The sequence below is a fragment of the Mesorhizobium sp. B1-1-8 genome (assembly GCF_006442795.2).
GTDB lineage: Bacteria > Pseudomonadota > Alphaproteobacteria > Rhizobiales > Rhizobiaceae > Mesorhizobium.
Map to the genome: position 1 here is coordinate 1503806 of NZ_CP083956.1, position 18695 is coordinate 1522500.

Annotated in this window: 18 protein-coding genes (1 of these 18 cut by a window edge); 13 read left to right on the plus strand and 5 right to left on the minus strand. The window is 64.6% G+C overall.

Going from position 1 to position 18695, the window contains the following annotated elements; translation table 11 throughout:
- The first annotated feature begins 35 nt into the window (after positions 1–35).
- From grxC to FJ974_RS07450, 3 genes are read left to right on the plus strand one after another with little or no spacing between them, the layout of a single operon-like run.
- The gene (gene grxC / locus FJ974_RS07440) at positions 36–305 is read left to right on the plus strand and encodes a glutaredoxin 3 (protein ID WP_140533855.1); all 270 of its coding nucleotides are present in this window, start codon (positions 36–38) and stop codon (positions 303–305) included.
- A 2-nt stretch (positions 306–307) separates the two neighbouring features.
- Positions 308–1168, plus strand: coding sequence for a carbon-nitrogen hydrolase family protein (locus FJ974_RS07445; RefSeq protein WP_140533752.1), 861 nt, complete (start codon positions 308–310; stop codon positions 1166–1168).
- Positions 1165–1590, plus strand: coding sequence for a DUF1178 family protein (locus tag FJ974_RS07450; RefSeq protein ID WP_140533751.1), 426 nt, complete (start codon positions 1165–1167; stop codon positions 1588–1590). The genes FJ974_RS07445 and FJ974_RS07450 overlap by 4 nt, the downstream gene beginning before the upstream one ends.
- Positions 1591–1593: 3 nt before the next feature.
- Here the strand turns inward: FJ974_RS07450 and FJ974_RS07455 are convergent, their stop codons facing one another.
- Complete coding sequence (locus FJ974_RS07455; protein ID WP_140533854.1) at positions 1594–2079, minus strand: MarR family winged helix-turn-helix transcriptional regulator; 486 nt, start codon at positions 2077–2079, stop codon at positions 1594–1596.
- A gap of 119 nt (positions 2080–2198) precedes the next feature.
- Here FJ974_RS07455 and FJ974_RS07460 point away from each other — a divergent pair, with 119 nt between their 5' ends.
- The gene (locus tag FJ974_RS07460) at positions 2199–3113 is read left to right on the plus strand and encodes a DMT family transporter (RefSeq protein ID WP_140533853.1); all 915 of its coding nucleotides are present in this window, start codon (positions 2199–2201) and stop codon (positions 3111–3113) included.
- A gap of 6 nt (positions 3114–3119) precedes the next feature.
- Here the strand turns inward: FJ974_RS07460 and ubiG are convergent, their stop codons facing one another.
- Positions 3120–3869 (minus strand): bifunctional 2-polyprenyl-6-hydroxyphenol methylase/3-demethylubiquinol 3-O-methyltransferase UbiG, encoded by a 750-nt coding sequence (gene ubiG / locus FJ974_RS07465; RefSeq protein ID WP_140533750.1) that lies wholly within the window; start codon positions 3867–3869, stop codon positions 3120–3122.
- A gap of 141 nt (positions 3870–4010) precedes the next feature.
- Positions 4011–4307 (minus strand): antibiotic biosynthesis monooxygenase family protein, encoded by a 297-nt coding sequence (locus FJ974_RS07470; RefSeq protein WP_140533749.1) that lies wholly within the window; start codon positions 4305–4307, stop codon positions 4011–4013.
- A gap of 215 nt (positions 4308–4522) precedes the next feature.
- Here FJ974_RS07470 and FJ974_RS07475 point away from each other — a divergent pair, with 215 nt between their 5' ends.
- The 8 genes from FJ974_RS07475 to FJ974_RS07510 all read left to right on the plus strand — a co-directional run bounded on the left by FJ974_RS07475 (position 4523) and on the right by FJ974_RS07510 (position 16351).
- Positions 4523–5776, plus strand: coding sequence for an aspartate kinase (locus FJ974_RS07475; RefSeq protein ID WP_140533748.1), 1254 nt, complete (start codon positions 4523–4525; stop codon positions 5774–5776).
- Positions 5777–5859: 83 nt separating this feature from the next.
- Entirely contained in the window at positions 5860–8130 is a 2271-nt protein-coding gene (gene ptsP / locus FJ974_RS07480) for a phosphoenolpyruvate--protein phosphotransferase (RefSeq protein ID WP_140533747.1), read from the plus strand.
- 9 nt (positions 8131–8139) lie between these two features.
- On the plus strand, positions 8140–9219 hold the full coding sequence (gene prfA / locus FJ974_RS07485) for a peptide chain release factor 1 (RefSeq protein WP_140533746.1): 1080 nt from the start codon (positions 8140–8142) through the stop codon (positions 9217–9219).
- Positions 9212–10081, plus strand: a complete 870-nt coding sequence (prmC, locus tag FJ974_RS07490; protein WP_140533745.1) for a peptide chain release factor N(5)-glutamine methyltransferase — start codon at positions 9212–9214, stop codon at positions 10079–10081. Before prfA ends, prmC begins: the two co-directional genes overlap by 8 nt.
- A 313-nt stretch (positions 10082–10394) precedes the next feature.
- Entirely contained in the window at positions 10395–11381 is a 987-nt protein-coding gene (locus FJ974_RS07495) for a DUF4167 domain-containing protein (RefSeq protein WP_140533744.1), read from the plus strand.
- Between the two features lie 221 nt (positions 11382–11602).
- Entirely contained in the window at positions 11603–14209 is a 2607-nt protein-coding gene (gene clpB / locus FJ974_RS07500) for an ATP-dependent chaperone ClpB (protein WP_140533743.1), read from the plus strand.
- A gap of 123 nt (positions 14210–14332) precedes the next feature.
- Complete coding sequence (locus tag FJ974_RS07505) at positions 14333–14692, plus strand: MmcQ/YjbR family DNA-binding protein (RefSeq protein ID WP_140533742.1); 360 nt, start codon at positions 14333–14335, stop codon at positions 14690–14692.
- 141 nt (positions 14693–14833) lie between these two features.
- Positions 14834–16351, plus strand: coding sequence for a L,D-transpeptidase family protein (locus FJ974_RS07510; protein WP_140533741.1), 1518 nt, complete (start codon positions 14834–14836; stop codon positions 16349–16351).
- Here the strand turns inward: FJ974_RS07510 and FJ974_RS07515 are convergent.
- Complete coding sequence (locus FJ974_RS07515) at positions 16325–16957, minus strand: TMEM175 family protein (protein WP_140533740.1); 633 nt, start codon at positions 16955–16957, stop codon at positions 16325–16327. The genes FJ974_RS07510 and FJ974_RS07515 overlap by 27 nt on opposite strands.
- A 170-nt stretch (positions 16958–17127) precedes the next feature.
- On the opposite strand from FJ974_RS07515, the gene FJ974_RS07520 reads away from it, so the two are divergent.
- Entirely contained in the window at positions 17128–18675 is a 1548-nt protein-coding gene (locus FJ974_RS07520; RefSeq protein ID WP_140533739.1) for an MFS transporter, read from the plus strand.
- Between the two features lie 19 nt (positions 18676–18694).
- Here the strand turns inward: FJ974_RS07520 and FJ974_RS07525 are convergent, their stop codons facing one another.
- Position 18695, minus strand: a 1-nt sliver of a protein-coding gene (locus tag FJ974_RS07525; protein ID WP_181177145.1) for a M23 family metallopeptidase. The gene runs 1967 nt beyond the window's last position; only 1 of the gene's 1968 nt is visible here; its start codon lies off the right edge, out of view; only part of the stop codon is in view: it crosses the right edge, with 1 base visible at position 18695.

The following is an 18695-nucleotide window of genomic DNA, read 5'->3' on the forward strand; positions in this document are numbered from 1 at the left end:
ATTGGGCGACATGCATGGGCAAGGATTGCTGGCCGATGGTCGATGTGACGATCTATACCCGTATGATGTGCGGCTATTGCACGGCCGCCAAACGGCTGCTCGACCGCAAGGGCGTGGCCTATACCGAGCACGACGCTTCGTTCTCGCCGGAATTGCGCCGGGAAATGATTTCGCGGGCGCATGGGCGGACCACCTTTCCACAGATTTTCATCGGCGACACGCATGTCGGCGGTTGCGACGACCTCCATGAATTGGAGTCGCGGGGCCGGCTGGACGCGCTGCTCGCCAACGGCACGAGGGTTTGATCATGGACGCTTTCAAGGCGGCGGCGGTGCAGATGCGGTCGGGCACGAGCCCTGAGCGCAACGCGGCCGACATGGACCGACTGGTGCGCGAGACCGCAAGCCGCGGCGCGACCTATGTCCAGACGCCCGAAATGACCGGCGCGCTCATCCGCGACAAGCAGGCCGGAGCCGCAGCCTTCATCACCGAGGACAAGGACATCGTCGTTGCAACTGCGCGGAAGCTTGCCAGAGAACTCGGCATTTACCTCCATGTCGGCTCGACCGCCATCCTGCGCGCCGACGGCAAGCTCGCCAACCGCGCATTTCTGTTCGGGCCGGATGGCCAAGCGATCGCCGGATATGACAAGATCCATATGTTCGACGTCGACCTGGACAACGGCGAGAGCTGGCGCGAATCCGCTTCCTATGAGCCGGGGACGGAGGCTGTCGTCACCGAGATCGACGGCGTCAGGCTGGGGTTCGCCGTCTGCTACGATTTGCGGTTCCCGCAGCTTTTCCGTGCCGAGGCGCTGGCCGGAGCCGATCTGCTCACGGTGCCCGCCGCTTTCACCCGGCAGACCGGCGAGGCGCATTGGCATGTGCTTTTGAGGGCACGCGCCATCGAGAACGGCGCCTATGTCGTGGCCGCCGCGCAGGGCGGCCTGCATGAGGACGGCCGCGAGACCTATGGCCACTCGCTGATCGTCGATCCGTGGGGGCGTATCATCGCCGAGGCCGCGCATGACGAGCCGGCGGTCATCGTCGCCGAGATCGATCCGGCGCAGTCGCTCGCCGCACGCCGCAAGATCCCCAATCTGAAAAACGCGCGCGATTTCACCATCCGTTCCGGCGAGGCGCCGCGTCTCAAAGGTGCAGCCTCTTGATCCGCTTTTCCCTGATTTGCGAACACGAGCACGAATTCGAGGCCTGGTTCCGCAGCAACGAAGACTTCGACACCCAGAAGAAGCGCGGCTTCGTCGATTGCCCGACCTGTGGCTCGCACAAGATAGAAAAAGCCCTGATGGCGCCGGCGGTGTCGACCTCTCGCGGGCGAGAGAAAGTCGCGCTCGCCATGGGCGAGGCGCAGAAGCAGGCGTTAGCGCAATTGAAGGCAATGGCCGACAAGGTGCGCGAAAATGCCGACTACGTCGGCGACAAATTCGCCGAGGAGGCGCGCAAGATTCATTTCGGCGAGGCCGATGCGCGCGGCATCTATGGCGAGGCAACACTGGAAGAGGCGAAAAGCCTTGCCGAGGACGGCGTCGAGTTCATGCCGATCCCGAGCTTTCCCGACGAGCGGAATTGACGGCTAGCCCAGGCTTGCGATCAGTTTCGCCAGCAGATTTGCCAGCATTTCCCGTTCGCTGCGTGTCAGGCCGGCGACGATCTGGTGTTCGTTGCTGACGTGGGCGGCAAGCGCCTCATTGATAAGCGCGAGACCTTTTTCCGTCAGCTGCACGACAATGCCGCGCCGGTCGGTAGGATGCGGCGCTCGCTCGATCAGGCCGGCTTTCTCGAGCCGGTCGAGCCGGGCAGTCATGGCGCCGGAGGTAACCATCGTCGCCTCATAGAGCTCGGTCGGCGTCAGCGCATAAGGTTCGCCGGAGCGTCGCAGCGTCGCCAGCACGTCGAACTCCCCCGATTGCAGCCCGAAGCGGGCGAAGACCGGGGCGAGGCGATCGCGCGCGATCAGCGAGGACGCTTCATTCAGTCGCCCGATCACCCCCATTGGCGATACGTCAAGATCGGGCCGTTCCCTATGCCACTGCTCGATCGCCTTCGCCGCTCGATCCATCTGCTTCACCGCAAAGTATCTTGACATTAAGAATCTTTACGTTATCTTACCTCAAGATACAACGGCGGCCAAGCGCCGGCGACGATTGAACGGACAATCCGATGAAACCTCTCTGGCCGATGAAACTTCTCTGGGATTCGGCGATCGGGCTGCTGGTTATAACCGGCGGCCTGCTCGGCCTGACGCTGCCCTTCGGCAAGATCGCCACGGCGGACGGCGTTCCCGCCATGGTCTGGGCCTTCGTGATCTCGTTCGGCGCCGGCGGCGTGCTTTTCCTCGCGCTTCTGCTCAGCGGACAGCGCATCCGGCTGACGGCGCACGAGCTGCGCTATTTCTTCGTCACCGCAGCGGTGTCTTATGCCTTCCCCAACCTCCTGATGTTCTCGGCCATTCCGCATCTCGGCGCCGGGTACACGGGCATCATGTTCACGCTGTCGCCGGTGGTCACGCTGGTGTTCTCGATCCTGCTCGGCGTGCGGCGCCCCAATCTGCTTGGCGTTGCCGGCATTGCCGTCGGCTTCGTCGGTGCAGTCATGGTGGCGCTGACACGCGGCGAGGCCGGCCAGCCGGCCGACTATTTCTGGGTTGCGGTCGGGCTGCTCATTCCTGTCAGCCTCGCCGCCGGCAACATCTACCGCACCGTCGACTGGCCGCAAGGCACCGGCCCGATCGAACTCGCCGTCGGCAGCCATCTGGCTTCGGCGATGCTGCTTCTCGTCGGCATTGTGACGCTTTTCGGCTGGCAGGCGTTCGTTCCGCTCGGTGGCGTGCCGCTGGTGGTTGCCGGTCAGGTCGCCTCGGCCTCGGCGATGTTTGCCTTCTTCTTTCGCCTGCAAGCGGTCGGCGGGCCGGTCTATCTCAGCCAGATCGGCTATGTGGCGGCCGCGGTCGGGCTGTTTGCCGGCACGATTTTCCTCGGTGAGCACTATCAGCTGCTGACCTGGCTGGGTGCCGTCATCATCACCGCCGGCGTCTTCATCACCACCACGGCGCAAAGCCAGGTCAGCGCGAAGGCGCAAAGCCAGGCAGTCTGAGCGAATTCAGACCGAACCTTTTTCGGCCAGCATCATGTAGTTGACGTCCATGTCCCTGGATTTCTGCCAGCGGTCGGCGAGCGGATGGTAGATGACGCCGGTGCGGTCGACGACGGTGAGTCCGGCAGCGCCGAGCGCCTTTGCCAGCTCTTCCGGACGCACCAGCCTGCCGAACTGGTGGGTGCCGCGCGGCAGCCAGCGCAGCACATATTCGGCGCCGATGATTGCCAAGCCGAGCGCCTTCAGCGTGCGGTTGATGGTCGCCACGAACATGATGCCGCCTGGCCGCACCATCTCACCGCATTTGGCGACGAACAGATCGACATCGGCGACATGCTCGACCACCTCCATGTTGAGGATGACGTCGAATGTCTCGCCGGCTTCCGCCAGCGCCTCGGCGGTCGTGGCGCGATAATCGATGCTGACGCCGGCCTCGGCCGCGTGCAGCTTGGCTACCTCGATGTTGGTGGCGGAGGCGTCGGCGCCAACCACTTCGGCGCCAAGCCGCGCCATCGGCTCGCACAGCAATCCGCCGCCGCAGCCGATGTCGAGGAAACGCAGGCCCTCGAAGGGCCTGGCCGCCTGCGGATCGCGGCCGAAGCGCGCCGCCACCTGGTCGCGGATATAGGCTAGCCGCACCGGGTTGAACTTGTGCAACGGCCGGAACTTGCCGTTCGGGTTCCACCATTCGGCGGCAAGGGCTGAGAAGCGCTCGACTTCTCCGGCATCGATGGTCGATCGTCGGGACTCTGGCATATAGCGGGTCTCCTCGAACGCTAGCAAGTCGGGGAACGCTAGGAAGTCGGGTCCCCGGCGACGAAAGTCAAGGCGGGTTTTTTCGACTGCTGCCACCAGCCTGCCGGCGAGCCGGTCGGGCGGCCTGTTCAGAAGACAGGGTTAACGCGATAGCGCTACCGTCGCGTGTCCCATGTCGACGCTGGCCGGCTGGATCGCCCGCATAGCCTCGCAATCGCCGATCTCGGTCATGATGCGCTGCGCTGCCGCCTGCGCCTGCTCCAGGCTTTGCCAGCGCACGACATCGACCCAGCTACCATCGTCCCGCTCGCCGAGATGGCGGCTTAGAAAGCCGGGCTGGCGCGCGAGCCAGTCGGCGACGACGCCATTGCTGGCGACAAAGCCGGCTTCGGTTCCCGGCTTGAGACGGAAGCTGACGATTTCTAACGTTTCAGCCATTAAGATCACTCCACGAAATGAATTTCCGCGGCTTTATCGCATAACAGGGCGCAAGACGCTGTCAGCAGACTTGAAGCGTGACGCCCTTGCCGCCCTCGCTTGCGAAGCCTTTGTGTTTTGGCTAAGGAGGCCGCGCATTCAGCGGTTCGGCTTTGCCGGGCGCATCTTTCCGCTTATGGCCGCAAGCCGGCTTCAGTCAAAGGCATTTCGCTTCCATGGCGCGTATCGTGATGAAATTCGGCGGGACCTCGGTCGCCGACATCGCCCGCATCCGCAATGTGGCGCGTCATGTCAAACGCGAAGTCGATGCCGGCCATGAGGTGGCGGTGGTGGTGTCGGCGATGGCCGGCAAAACCAACGAGCTGGTCGCCTGGACACGCGAAGCCTCGCCGATGCACGATGCGCGCGAATATGACGCCGTCGTCGCTTCGGGCGAGCAGGTCACGGCCGGTCTCCTGGCGATCACGCTGCAGAACATGGGCATCCATGCACGGTCCTGGCAGGGCTGGCAGATCCCGATCAAGACCGACAACGCGCATGGCGCGGCGCGCATCCTCGATATCGACGGCGCTTTCCTGGTCAAGCGCTTCGGCGAGGGCCAGGTGGCGGTCATTGCCGGCTTCCAGGGCATCGGCCCTGACAATCGCATCGCCACGCTTGGCCGCGGCGGTTCCGACACCAGCGCGGTGGCGATCGCGGCGGCCGTAAAGGCCGACCGCTGCGACATCTACACCGATGTCGACGGCGTCTACACCACCGACCCGCGCATCGAACCGAAGGCGCGCCGGCTGGCCAAGATTTCCTTCGAGGAAATGCTGGAAATGGCTTCGCTCGGCGCCAAGGTCTTGCAGGTGCGCTCGGTCGAGCTTGCCATGGTGCACAGGGTGCGTACGTTTGTCAGGTCGTCCTTCGACGATCCCGACGCGCCCGGAATGGGGGATTTGCTCAATCCGCCCGGAACGCTTATTTGCGACGAGGAAGAGATCGTGGAACAGCAGGTCGTCACCGGAATTGCCTACGCCAAGGACGAAGCGCAGATCTCGCTGCGCCGCGTCGGCGACCGCCCGGGCGTTGCCGCCGGCATCTTCGGCCCGCTGGCCGAGGCCAACATCAATGTCGACATGATCGTCCAGAACATCTCCGAGGACGGCAAGTTCACCGACATGACCTTCACGGTGCCTTCCGGAGATGTCGACAAGGCGCTGGCCGTGCTCCAGCGTCTCAAGGCCGACGTCGGCTACGACGTGGTGCAGTCGGAAGCCGGCATGTCGAAGGTCTCGGTCATCGGCATCGGCATGCGCAGCCATGCGGGCGTGGCGGCCACCGCCTTCAAGGCGCTGGCCGACAAGGCGATCAATATCCGCGCCATCACCACCTCCGAGATCAAAATTTCGATACTGATCGACGGTCCCTATACGGAACTTGCAGTTCGCACTTTGCATTCCGTCTACGGGCTCGATAAGCAATAGCAAGAACTTGAGTCAGTTGTTGCGTGAGCGCCGGCCGCGGGAGAAACTGCGGCGGGCAACGTGCCATTGGAGAAGAAGCCGCGATGCGTGATACGGCCGGCGGCCCGCGCGTTCTGCTGAAACGGCTCCGCGAGCTCATGCAGGAGCCGCTGGAGCCGCAGGAGCGGCTCGACCGCATCGTGCGCGACATCGCCTCCAACATGGTCGCCGAAGTGTGCTCGCTCTATGTGCTGCGCGCCGATTCGGTGCTCGAGCTCTACGCCACCGAAGGCCTCAACCCCACCTCCGTCCACCTAGCGCAGCTCAGGCTCGGGCAAGGCCTGGTCGGCACCATCGCCGCCAGCGCGCGGCCGCTCAACCTGTCCAACGCGCAGGAGCATCCGGCCTTCGCCTACCTGCCGGAGACGGGCGAGGAGATCTACAATTCCTTCCTCGGCGTGCCGGTGCTGCGGGCGGGGCGCACGCTGGGCGTGCTGGTGGTGCAGAACAAAACCATGCGCCACTATCGCGACGACGAGGTCGAGGCGCTGGAAACCACCGCCATGGTGATCGCCGAGATGATCGCCACCGGCGACCTCGCCCGCCTTACCAGGCCGGGGCTCGAGCTCGACCTGCGCCGTCCGGTGAGCTTCACCGGTCTGTCCTTCAACGAAGGCGTCGGGCTCGGCCATGTCGTGCTGCACGAGCCGCGCATCGTCGTCACCAATCTGTTCAACGAGGACAGCGAGGAAGAGGTGCGCCGGCTCGACCGCTCGCTCGGCTCGCTCAGGCTGTCGATCGACGACATGCTGGAACGCCGCGAGGTCGCCTTCGAGGGCGAGCATCGCGAGGTGCTCGAGGCCTACCGCATGTTCGCCAACGATAGCGGCTGGGTGCGCCGGCTGGAAGAGGCTATCCGCAACGGCCTGACGGCGGAAGCCGCGGTCGAAAAGGTGCAAAGCGACATGCGCGCCCGCATGCTGCACATGACCGACCCTTATCTGCGCGAGCGGATGAGCGATTTCGACGATCTCGCCAACCGGCTGCTGCGCCAGCTGATGGGGCGCGGCCCGGAGGATGTCGCCGCCTCGCTGCCCAAGGACGCCATCATCGTCGCCCGCTCGATGGGCGCGGCCGAACTGCTCGACTATCCCAGGGACAAGCTGCGCGGCGTGGTGCTTGAAGACGGCGCCGCCACCAGCCACGTCGTCATCGTGGCGCGCGCCATGGGCATTCCCGTCGCCGGGCAGATGAAGGGCGCCGTCTCGATGGCGGAAAATGGCGATGCCATCATCGTCGACGGCGACGAGGGCTCGATCCACCTGCGGCCCCAGTCGGACCTTGAGGCCGCGTATGCCGAAAAGGTCCGCTTCCGGGCGCGGCGCCAGGAAATCTACCGGGAACTGCGCAAGAAGCCGTCGCTGACCAAGGACGGTGTGGCGGTCGACCTGTTGATGAATGCGGGGCTGGCGGTCGACCTGCCGCAGCTTGTCGAATCGGGCGCTGCCGGCATCGGCCTGTTCCGCACCGAATTGCAGTTCATGGTCGCCTCGACCTTCCCGCGCGCCGAAGCGCAGGAGCGGCTCTATCGCGACGTGCTCGATGCCGCGCGCGGCAAACCGGTCACCTTCCGCACGATCGACATCGGCGGCGACAAGGTGCTGCCCTATTTCAAGGGCGCCATCCAGGAAGAAAATCCGGCGCTCGGCTGGCGCGCGATCCGCCTGACGCTCGACCGGCCCGGCCTGCTCAGGACCCAGATCCGGGCGCTGCTCAAGGCCTGCGGCGGGCGCGAGCTCAAGGTGATGCTGCCGATGGTGACCGAACTCGGCGAGATCGCGCAGGCGCGCGAGATCATCGACCGCGAGGTGCGGCATCTGTCGCGCTTTGCCCATCATTTGCCGACCAGCCTCAAGCTCGGAGCCATGCTGGAAGTGCCGTCGATGCTGTTCCAGCTCGACGAACTGATGAAGGCGGTCGATTTCGTCTCGGTCGGCTCCAATGATCTCTTCCAGTTCATCATGGCGGTCGATCGCGGCAACACCCAGCTTGCCGATCGTTTCGACACGCTGTCGGCGCCGTTCCTGCGCGTGCTGAAGACGATCGCCGATGCCGGCGAGCGCAACCATACGCCGGTGACGCTGTGCGGCGAACTCGCCGGCAAGCCGATCTCCGCCATGGCGCTGATCGGCCTCGGCTATCGCTCGATCTCGATGTCGCCGGCCTCGATCGGCCCGGTTAAGGCGATGCTGACGGAACTGCCGCTGCAGGAGTTGGAAGACTTCTTCAAGGACAACCTGATGGCGCCTGCCCAAGGGCTGCCGATGCGGGCGCTGCTGCAGGCCTTTGCCGACGACCGCTCTATTCCGCTATAGCATTGCCTCATGATTTCCCTTCCCCGCGACCGCATGGATCAAGTCGTCAAGCGTTTCGAGATGCTCGAAGCGCAGATGTCGGCCGGGCCGGCGCCGGATGCCTATGTGCGGATGGCTTCGGAATACGCGGAGCTCCAGGAAATGGTTGCCAAGGTCCGAGAACTGCGCTCGGCCGAACAGGAGCAGGCCGATCTCGAGGCAATGCTCGCCGACAAGGGCACCGATGCCGAGATGCGGGCGCTGGCCGAGGCGGATCTGCCCGGGGTGGAGGAGCGCATCGAGGCGCTGCAGAAGGACATCCAGGTCCTGCTTCTGCCCAAGGATGCCGCCGACGACAAAAACGCCATCCTCGAAATCCGCGCCGGCACCGGCGGCGATGAGGCTGCATTGTTCGCAGGCGATCTGTTCCGCATGTATGAGCGCTATGCTGCTTCGCGTGGCTGGCGCTTCGAGACGGTGTCGGCCAGCGAGGGCGACGCCGGCGGCTTCAAGGAAATCATCGCCACCATCTCGGGCAAAGGCGTCTTTGCGCATCTGAAGTTCGAGTCCGGCGTGCATCGGGTGCAGCGCGTGCCGGCGACCGAGGCCAGCGGGCGTATCCACACCTCGGCGGCGACGGTTGCCGTGCTGCCGGAAGCGGAAGAGGTCGACATCGAAATCAGGGCCGAGGACATCCGCATCGATACGATGCGCGCTTCGGGCTCCGGCGGCCAGCACGTCAACACCACCGATTCGGCCGTGCGCATTACCCATTTGCCGACCGGCATCATGGTGGTGCAGGCGGAGAAGTCGCAGCATCAGAACCGGGCGAAAGCCATGCAGATCCTGCGAGCCAGGCTTTACGACCTGGAGCGCAGCCGGGCGGATGAGGAGCGCTCGGAGTCGCGAAAGTCGCAGGTCGGCTCGGGCGACCGGTCGGAGCGCATCCGCACCTACAATTTCCCGCAAGGCCGCGTCACCGACCACCGCATCAACCTCACGCTCTACAAGCTCGACCGGGTGATGATGGGCGAGCTCGACGAGGTGATCGATGCGCTGATCGCCGACCACCAGTCGAAGCTGCTCGCCCATATAAGCCTCGATGGCTGATGCGCTGCCCGCCGCGCTCGGGCCGCTGCTCAGGGCGGCACGGGAACGCCTGGCCGCCGCCGGCATCGCCGATCCGCAGCTCGATTCCCGGCTGATCGTCGAGCATTTGTCCGGCACCACGCGCACCCAGGCGATCGCCGAGCCCGACCGAATCGTCGATGTTGCCGCGCTGGCCGCCATCGAAGCAGCCCTGAGGCGTCGCGTCGCAGGCGAGCCGGTGCATCGCATTCTCGGCCACCGAGAATTCTATGGTTTACGGTTGTCGCTTTCGCCGGAAACGCTGGAGCCGCGGCCGGACACCGAAACGCTGGTCGACGCCGTCCTGCCCTTCGCCAGGGCAATGGCCGAAATCGTTGGCGAATGCCGCATTCTCGATCTCGGCACCGGGACCGGCGCCATCGCGCTGGCGCTGCTAAGCGCCGTCCCGGCCGCCACGGCAACCGGTACCGATATTTCCTCCGGCGCGCTGGCGACCGCCACGCGCAACGCCACGGAATTGGGGCTGGCGGAGCGCTTCAAGGCCTTGCAGTCCAACTGGTTTGAAAAAGTTTCGGGCCGATACCATGTAATTGCCGCGAACCCTCCCTATATACCGTCACGAGACATCCGAAACCTGCAGGACGAAGTCCGCGATTTCGACCCGCGCCAAGCTCTCGACGGCGGCGCGGATGGTCTGGTCCCCTACAGGATCATCGCCGGCGAGGCGGAAGGGTTTCTTGAAGCACAAGGCAAGATAGCGGTCGAGATCGGCCACACGCAGCGCAACGAAGTCGCCGAGATATTTACGGCAGCCAGATACCGGCTCGCCGGAGCGTATCGCGATCTCGGCGGAAACGACAGAGTTCTGATGTTTGAGCGTTAGGTCTCTGATGCAGCGCGAAAAAAGGCTTGGCAATGCCAGGGAATGCAGTTAGGGTCCCGCTTAACCGGATGAGACGAAGCAGGCAGTGCTCTTAGCGATTCGGTTTTCCTTGGAAATAGCTGCCTTCTTGCGCAAAACGACGCCCAAGCTTCGTGCGGGAATCGTCCGGCAAGTGAAGTAACCGGAACAGGATGGCACGTGGCGCCAACGCAATCGATGCGGGCGAACGCCGGTGAAGAAACGAAGCGGCTGGCTGCATGAGCGCCTCCGTTCGTGAAGAGTTTTTCGAAAATTTCAATATGAAGAGAGTCGAATGAGGCCACAACAGCAGAACAGGCGCATGCGCGGTCGCAACAACAACGGCGGCGGTGGCAACCAAAACCGCAAGGGACCTAATCCCCTGACGCGCAATTACGAGAGCAACGGTCCGGACGTGAAGATCCGCGGATCGGCTCAGCAGATCGCCGAAAAATACGCCACACTTGCCCGTGACGCGCAAAGCTCCGGCGACCGGGTGATGGCGGAGAACTATCTCCAGCACGCCGAACATTATAATCGCATCATTGCCGCCGCCCAGGCGCAGATGCCGATCCAGAACGCCCAGCAGAACCGGGACGATTTCGACGACGACATGGACGATGATCGCGACGAGTTCGACAGCGGCGGCAACGCCAATGCCGGCGAGACGCCGGCCGTGAACGGGGCCGGGCCGCAGCCGGTGATCGATGGCACGCCGGCGGAACTCGCCTACAACCAGGAAAACGGCCGCGACAACAACCGGCGCGATAATAACCAGCGCGACAACAATGGCCGCGACAGGCACCGCGACCGCCGCAATGGCGGCTACGGCCAGTACGGCCAGAACAACCAGCGCGACAACGGCCAGCGCGGCGAGAACCAGCAGTTCGACCAGAACCGCCGCAACGAGACACCGGCGCAGCCGGTGGCTTCCACTGAGGCAGGCGTCCCGGCCGAGGCGGCGCCGCCGTTCGACAGTTTTTCGCCGGCCGGCCTTGCCGCCCAGGCGGAGCGCAACGAAGCCGCGATGGACAATGGCGGCGCGCGCCGGCCCCGGCGCACGCGCCGGCCGCGCCCGGAGCAGGGCGATCAGACGGACAGCCCGGCCGAAGACGGCAACGCGACGAACGCCGGCAGTGAAGCCGCCGGCAACGCGCCCGAAGCCGCGAACCCCGCGCCAAGCGAGACCGTCGCCAGCGAGCCGGTCAGCGCCGGTGAGCCGGCGCGCGGCAATGAGCCGGCGAACGCCGGGGAGCCGGTGAACGCCGACGCAAACAACTGATCCACGCGCCATTTCAGGCTTTCGGACGGCGGAGAGAAATCTTCGCCGTTTTCGTTTGCACGCGGCTAGAATATTCTGCGTTGATCGATGTCAAAGCGTCTTGAGGGACCAGGGCCCATACACCATATCTCGCCTGAACAGGGCCCGGCTCGAACGAGCGGGTCCGTCACCGCGATCTGATCCGGTGCCGCAAAGCGGGCCGGTGATGGAAGGAGACACTTATGAATCTTGAAAAATATTCCGAGCGCGTGCGCGGTTTCATCCAGTCCGCGCAGACCATGGCGCTCTCGCGCAGCCACCAGCAATTCACCCCCGAACATATGCTCAAGGTGCTCGTCGACGACGACGAGGGCCTCGCCGCCTCGCTCATAGAGCGCGCCGGCGGCAATGTCCGCGACGTCAAGCTCGGCGTCGAGGCGGCGCTGGAGGCCATGCCCAAGGTGGAAGGCGGCAACGGCCAGCTCTACCTCGCCCAGCCGCTGGCCAAGGTTTTCTCGACGGCTGAGGAACTGGCCAAGAAGGCCGGCGACAGCTTCGTCACCGTCGAACGCCTGCTGCAGGCGCTCGCCATGGAGAAGTCGGCCAAGACCGCCGACATCCTGGCCAAGGCCGGCGTCACCGCGCAGGCGCTGAACCAGGTCATCAACGATGTCCGCAAGGGCCGCACCGCCGATTCGGCCAATGCCGAACAGGGCTATGATGCGCTGAAGAAGTACGCTCGGGACCTGACGGCGGACGCCCGCTCCGGCAAGCTCGACCCGGTCATCGGCCGCGACGACGAGATCCGCCGCACCATCCAGGTGCTGTCGCGGCGCACCAAGAACAATCCCGTGCTGATCGGCGAACCGGGCGTCGGCAAGACGGCGATCGCCGAAGGCCTGGCGCTGCGCATCGTCAATGGCGACGTGCCGGAATCGCTGAAGGACAAGCAGCTGATGGCGCTCGACATGGGCGCGCTGATTGCCGGCGCCAAATATCGCGGCGAGTTCGAGGAGCGGCTGAAGGCCGTGCTCAACGAAGTCACATCTGCGAGCGGCAACATCATCCTGTTCATCGACGAGATGCACACGCTGGTCGGCGCCGGCAAGGCCGATGGCGCCATGGACGCGTCGAACCTTTTGAAGCCGGCGCTGGCGCGCGGCGAACTGCACTGCGTCGGCGCCACCACGCTCGACGAATACCGCAAGCATGTCGAGAAGGACGCGGCCCTTGCCCGCCGCTTCCAGCCCGTCTTCGTCGACGAGCCGACGGTCGAGGATACCGTCTCGATCCTGCGCGGCCTGAAGGAGAAGTACGAACAGCACCACAAGGTGCGCATCTCCGATTCGGCGCTGGTGGCGGCGGCAACGCTGTCCAACCGCTACATCGCCGACCGCTTCCTGCCGGACAAGGCGATCGACCTGGTGGATGAGGCCGCGTCGCGGCTGCGGATGCAGGTCGATTCCAAGCCCGAGGCGCTGGACGAGATCGACCGCCGCATCATGCAGCTCAAGATCGAGCGCGAGGCGCTGAAGGTCGAGAAGGACGATGCCTCGAAGGACCGGCTTGCCCGGCTGGAGAAGGAACTCACCGACCTCGAGGAGGAATCGACGACGCTGACCTCGAAGTGGCAGGCCGAGAAGCAGAAGCTCGGGCTCGCGGCCGATCTGAAGAAGCAGCTCGACGAGGCGCGCAACGAACTGGCCATCGCCCAGCGCAAGGGCGAGTTCCAGCGCGCCGGCGAGCTTGCCTATGGCAGGATCCCGGAGCTGGACAAGAAGCTGAAGGAAGCCGAAGCCCAGGACGGCAAGGCCGGCATGGTGGAAGAGGTGGTCACCCCCGATCACGTCGCCCACATCGTGTCGCGCTGGACCGGCATTCCGGTCGACAAGATGCTGGAAGGCGAGCGCGACAAGCTGCTGCGCATGGAAGACGAGATCGGCAAGCGCGTCGTCGGCCAGGGCGAGGCGGTGCAGGCGGTCTCAAAGGCCGTGCGACGCGCCCGCGCCGGGCTGCAGGACCCGAACCGGCCGATCGGCTCGTTCATGTTCCTGGGGCCCACCGGCGTCGGCAAGACCGAACTCACCAAGGCGCTGGCCAACTTCCTGTTCGATGACGAGACGGCGCTGGTGCGCATCGACATGTCGGAATTCATGGAGAAGCACTCGGTCGCGCGGCTGATCGGCGCGCCTCCAGGCTATGTCGGCTATGAGGAAGGCGGCGCGCTGACCGAAGCGGTGCGGCGCCGGCCCTACCAGGTCGTGCTGTTCGACGAGATCGAGAAGGCGCATCCGGATGTCTTCAACGTGCTCTTGCAAGTGCTCGACGACGGCCGCCTGACCGATGGCCAGGGCCGCACCGTCGACTTCCGCAACACGCTGATCATCATGACCTCCAATCTCGGCGCCGAATATCTGGTCAACCTCAGTGAGGACCAGGATGTCGATGCTGTGCGCGACGAGGTGATGAGCGTGGTCAGAGCCTCGTTCCGGCCGGAGTTCCTCAACCGCGTCGACGAGGTGATCCTGTTCCACCGGCTGCGCCGGCAGGATATGGACCGCATCGTCGAGATCCAGCTCAAGCGCCTGGAGAACCTGCTCGTCGACCGCAAGATCACGCTGTCGCTGGATCACGACGCGATCGAATGGCTGGCCTCCAAGGGCTACGACCCGGCCTATGGCGCGCGGCCGCTGAAGCGGGTGATGCAGAAGGAACTGCAGGATCCTCTGGCGGAGAAGATCCTGCTTGGCGAAGTCCTCGACGGCTCGACCGTCAAGGTCACCGCCGGCTCCGACCGGCTGAACTTCCGCTCGAAGCCGACCGTGGTGGCGGCCGAAGCCGCGGCCTGATCGAGCCAAAGTGCATGCACAGGAGCGCGTCGCACCGGATCGGTGCAGCGCGCTCTTGCTTTTTGACGGGGCCCTACCGCAAAACCGATACCGATCTCGGTTATCGGAAGGGACGCGAATCCAATGAAGCTCGAGGACTATAACGGCTTCTGTGCCTCGCTGCCCGCCGCGACGCATGTCGTGCAATGGGGCGGCGCTCATGTCTGGAAGGTCGGCGGCAAGGTGTTCGCCATCGGTGGACACGACCGGGAGGGCGAAGTCTTCGTCTCGTTCAAATGTTCCGAGATGGCCTATGATGTGCTGAAGGACCAGCCTGGTTGCCGGCCCGCGCCTTATCTCGCCTCGCGCGGCATGAAATGGATCCAGCGCCAGACAAGCCAGAGCATGGATGATGCGGCGCTGAAGGACTACCTGCGCGAAAGCCATCGCCTGGTCGTCGCGAAGCTGACGAAACAGGCGCGCAGCGAACTGGGACTGCGCTGACATTCGGATCGGGATCATGGTGAAACGTCGGAAATCCGCCATCTTCATGCCCGGTTCATGTTGGACCCTTAATTTTGGTAACTGGTTTGCTGGCGAAAGCTTCGCCCGCCAAGACCGAGCCGACCGGAGAGCCTGACTCACATGCTGCGCACGATCTTTTCCCTTTCGGCACTCGCGGCCGGGCTGGTCTCTTCCGGTGTGTTCGCGGCGCCGAGCGGGGATGACGCGCAGAAGGCGGTTCGGCCCGCTCAGCGTGGCGCGCTCCTGCTTGCCCAAGACGGCAATATCGACATTTATTACGATGCCAGGGGCAACCGGGTGCTTGTCGATGCCGACACCGGCAAGGTCATCGCCATCCAGCCGCCGCAGACCCGGCTCGATCGCCGGGCGCTGCGCCGCCAGTTGCGGATGCAGGAGCTCGGGCGCGCGCCGGTCGAGGACGACGACCGCTACTATCTCGACAATCCCGACGACATGGCCCGCTTCCGCCGCAGGCAGCTGGAAGAGAACGGCAGGGTCATTTCGCCGCCGGTCGACGAGAACGATCCTTATAACGACAATTCGGTCGATGCTTATCCGCCGGCGCCGAACGATGAAGGGTATGCCACCACCTATCCGGAGGCGCCAAAGTCGAACACCATCAAGCGCCAGCCGCTGGATGAGGCATCGATCGGTCCGGAGCAGCCTGGCCAGGGCGAAGTTCTGCAGGTCAACCCGGAGACGCAGGCCGCGCTGCCGCCGGATACCGGCGGCAAGGCCACCGTCGATCCGTCGCTGTCGCTCGGGGCGCGTCAGGACATAGCTGCGCTGCAGGTGCTGCTCGACCGCGGCGGCGCTTCGCCGGGCGTGATCGACGGGCGCTTCGGCTCGAATGTCGATAAGGCTTTGGCCGCCTACAACCAGATCAACGGCAGCAATCTGAAATCGACCGACGCCGTCGGCATCCAGGCGGCACTGTCGCAGTCCGGCGGCGATGCCTTCGCCTCCTACACGATCACCCCGGAAGACGCGGCCGGCCCCTATGTCGCCTCGATACCGGAGGACTACAGCCAGAAAGCCCGGCTCGACCGCATGGGCTACACCTCGGTCACCGAGGCGCTCGCCGAGCGCTTCCACATGGATGAGAACTATCTGAAGTCGATCAACAAAGGCCTCGATTTCAGTCGGCCCGGCACGATCATCAAGGTCGCCAATTTCGGCCAACTGGTGTCGACGCCGGTCGCGCGCGTCGTCGCCGACAAGACCAAGAAGGAAGTCTATGCCTATGATGCGGGCGGCAAGCTGGTCGCAGCCTATCCCGCAACCATCGGCTCGGCCGACACACCGTCGCCTACCGGCACGCATACTGTGTCGCGCGTCGCGCTCGACCCCAATTACACCTACAACCCCAGCATCAATTTCAAGCAGGGCGATAACGACAAGGTCCTGACCATTCCGCCGGGGCCGAACGGGCCGGTCGGCTCGGTGTGGATCGCGCTCGACAAGCCGACCTACGGCATCCACGGCACGCCCGATCCTTCCAAGATCGGCAAGACCGAAAGCCACGGCTGCGTGCGCCTGACCAACTGGGACGCGCGCGAGCTCGCCAAGCTGGTGTCGCCGGGCGTTACCGTCGAATTCGTCGGCGGATCTTCAGCCGATGATATTGCGCAGCAGTGAGCTGCGTGGCGCGACGGCATAAGCGAGCTGCGCTACCAGGATGAAGCCGACGCTGAGCAGCGGGCTGAAGAGGCAGAGCGCTGCGCCGATCGCCCACAGGATCTGCGCCTTGACGATGCGCAGGTAGACGGTGCGTGTCGTTTCGGCATCGACGCCTTCGGCCAAAAAGCCGTTCTTTTCGGCGTACCACCAACTGGCAAGCAAGGTGGCGCCGAGCATCAGCAGGTTCAGCCAGTAGACCAGCACCGCCAGTCTGAATTCGAGAAAGTCGGCCAGAAGGTCGGTGGAGAACGGCAACAGCGCAATGAAGGCGAGAAAGCACAGGTTCAGCGTCGCCAGCCGCCGGTCCGATTTTGCGATCAGCCCATGCTGCGCCTGCTGGCCGAACCAGAAGATGGTCAGCGTCAAAAAGCTCAGCGCATAGGTCAGAAAACGCGGCGCCAGCGCCACGATCGCCGAGAGCAGCTCGCCTTCCGAATGGACCGCCTCATGCGACGGCACCCTGATCTCCAGCACGATCAGCGTGAGCGCAATGGCGAAGACGCCATCGGTGATGCCGACAATGCGCCCGCGCGATTCGGCCGTCGGTTCAAGCGGTCGTTTCATGCGGCTTCCCCTCTTTGCGTGGTGCTCCGCGTGGAACGTTAACATGCCATGTGCCGTTTGCATCCGGGGCAGAGGTGGCTCCTATCCATGCGGCCAGCTCGAATCTGGTTTCAAGGACTGCAAGGCTGTGGCCGGTTGTTGCAGGGGCAGCGGAGGTCTAAGCAGGCTCCATGACATCTCCAGGCGAAGCTGCGGCCCTGAACGGGCCCGTTCGGAACGGAACCTTCTGTCCGCAGTCGCAGCGCAGGTTCGTGCTGATCGCGGCGATCCTGGCTTCGGCGCTCGGCTTCATCGACGGCTCGGTCCTGGCGATCGCCATACCGGCCTTGCGCGTCGATCTCGGCGCCAGTCTGGCGCAAGCGCAGTGGATCTCCAACGCCTATGCGCTGACGCTGTCGGCGCTGATTCTGGTGGGAGGTGCGGCCGGTGACCGATTTGGCCTCAGGCACGCCTTCGTGGTTGGTATCGCGCTGTTCATCGCCGCGTCGCTTGCCTGCGCCCTGGCGCCCAATCCGACGATACTGATCGGCTTCCGCGCCATCCAGGGCATCGGTGCCGCCATCATGGTGCCGGGCAGCCTCGCCATAATCGCCAAGGCCTATCCGAAAAAAGAGCGCGGCCGGGCGATCGGCATCTGGGCAGCCGCCTCGGCGCTGACGACGGCACTTGGCCCGGTGCTCGGCGGTTTCGTGCTGTCGACCTTCGGCAACGGCGTCTGGCGCGCGATCTTCGCCGTCAACCTGCCGCTCGGGCTGGTTTCGATCTACCTGCTGCTGGCCAAGATCCCGGCCGACCAGCCGACCGAAAAGCGCGGCCTCGATCTCGGCGGCGCGGGGCTGGCGACGCTCGCCTTCGGAGCGCTGGCCTACGGGCTGACGGCGATGAATGCCGAAGGCGGCGGGCTGATGTCGGGCCCGGCTATCATCGCCGGCGCGGTTGTGCTTGTCGTCTTCATCCTCTATGAGCGCAGGCATCGCGAACCGATGATCGATCTCAGCCTGTTTCGCATCAAGGCTTTCGCCGGGGCCAATCTGGCGACCTTCTTCCTCTATTTCGCGCTGTCGGCCAATCTGTTCTACCTGCCGATGCTTTTGATCGCGGGCTGGGGGCTGAGTTCGGCCGAGGTCGGCTTCATCTTCCTGCCGCTGTCGGTGTTGATCGCGCTGCTGTCAGGCCCGGCCGGCCAGTGGTCCGACCGGATCGGTCCGCGCTTGCCGATCGCCGGCGGCAGCCTCGTCGTCGCCATCGCCTTTGCCGGCCTTGCGCTGCTCACTTATGCCGGCATCCATAATTTCTGGACCGGCACCTTTCCGCTGATGGCGCTGATGGGGCTAGGCATGGCACTGGTCGTGTCGCCGCTGTCGACTGCCGTCATGACATCGGTCGAAGACAAAGATACGGGGGCGGCCTCCGGCATCAACAACGCCGTCTCGCGTGTTGGCGGCCTCATCGCGGTGGCGGCGATGGGCTCGCTCGCTGCATTCGTCTATGCGCGGATCACCGGCAATGCCTCCGGCATGCCCGGTTTCGGCGAGCCGGCCATGGCGGGGCTTGCGACCGACATCAACGCGACAAGGATTGCCGCCAGCGATTCGGCTTTTGCCGCGGTTGCCGTGGTGACGACGCTGCTTTGTCTGTTGTCGGCGATCATCGCCTGGATGACCGTGCCGGGGCAGGCGTCACCATGGCCGGCGCGAAAGGACGATTCGCGCGGCTGACTGATTCGCCAAGCGGCGAT

Bases quoted from the DNA above. Each gene is read 5' to 3' on its own strand.
- ubiG (WP_140533750.1), bottom strand. From the start codon at position 3,869: ATGCCAGAGTCCCGACGATCGACCATCGATGCCGGAGAAGTCGAGCGC.
- clpB (WP_140533743.1), top strand. From the start codon at position 11,603: ATGAATCTTGAAAAATATTCCGAGCGCGTGCGCGGTTTCATCCAGTCC.
- FJ974_RS07515 (WP_140533740.1), bottom strand. From the start codon at position 16,957: ATGAAACGACCGCTTGAACCGACGGCCGAATCGCGCGGGCGCATTGTC.
- FJ974_RS07445 (WP_140533752.1), top strand. From the start codon at position 308: ATGGACGCTTTCAAGGCGGCGGCGGTGCAGATGCGGTCGGGCACGAGC.
- grxC (WP_140533855.1), top strand. From the start codon at position 36: ATGGTCGATGTGACGATCTATACCCGTATGATGTGCGGCTATTGCACG.
- FJ974_RS07455 (WP_140533854.1), bottom strand. From the start codon at position 2,079: ATGGATCGAGCGGCGAAGGCGATCGAGCAGTGGCATAGGGAACGGCCC.
- FJ974_RS07520 (WP_140533739.1), top strand. From the start codon at position 17,128: ATGACATCTCCAGGCGAAGCTGCGGCCCTGAACGGGCCCGTTCGGAAC.
- FJ974_RS07505 (WP_140533742.1), top strand. From the start codon at position 14,333: ATGAAGCTCGAGGACTATAACGGCTTCTGTGCCTCGCTGCCCGCCGCG.
- FJ974_RS07475 (WP_140533748.1), top strand. From the start codon at position 4,523: ATGGCGCGTATCGTGATGAAATTCGGCGGGACCTCGGTCGCCGACATC.
- FJ974_RS07495 (WP_140533744.1), top strand. From the start codon at position 10,395: ATGAGGCCACAACAGCAGAACAGGCGCATGCGCGGTCGCAACAACAAC.
- prmC (WP_140533745.1), top strand. From the start codon at position 9,212: ATGGCTGATGCGCTGCCCGCCGCGCTCGGGCCGCTGCTCAGGGCGGCA.
- prfA (WP_140533746.1), top strand. From the start codon at position 8,140: ATGATTTCCCTTCCCCGCGACCGCATGGATCAAGTCGTCAAGCGTTTC.
- ptsP (WP_140533747.1), top strand. From the start codon at position 5,860: ATGCGTGATACGGCCGGCGGCCCGCGCGTTCTGCTGAAACGGCTCCGC.
- FJ974_RS07470 (WP_140533749.1), bottom strand. From the start codon at position 4,307: ATGGCTGAAACGTTAGAAATCGTCAGCTTCCGTCTCAAGCCGGGAACC.
- FJ974_RS07460 (WP_140533853.1), top strand. From the start codon at position 2,199: ATGAAACTTCTCTGGGATTCGGCGATCGGGCTGCTGGTTATAACCGGC.
- FJ974_RS07510 (WP_140533741.1), top strand. From the start codon at position 14,834: ATGCTGCGCACGATCTTTTCCCTTTCGGCACTCGCGGCCGGGCTGGTC.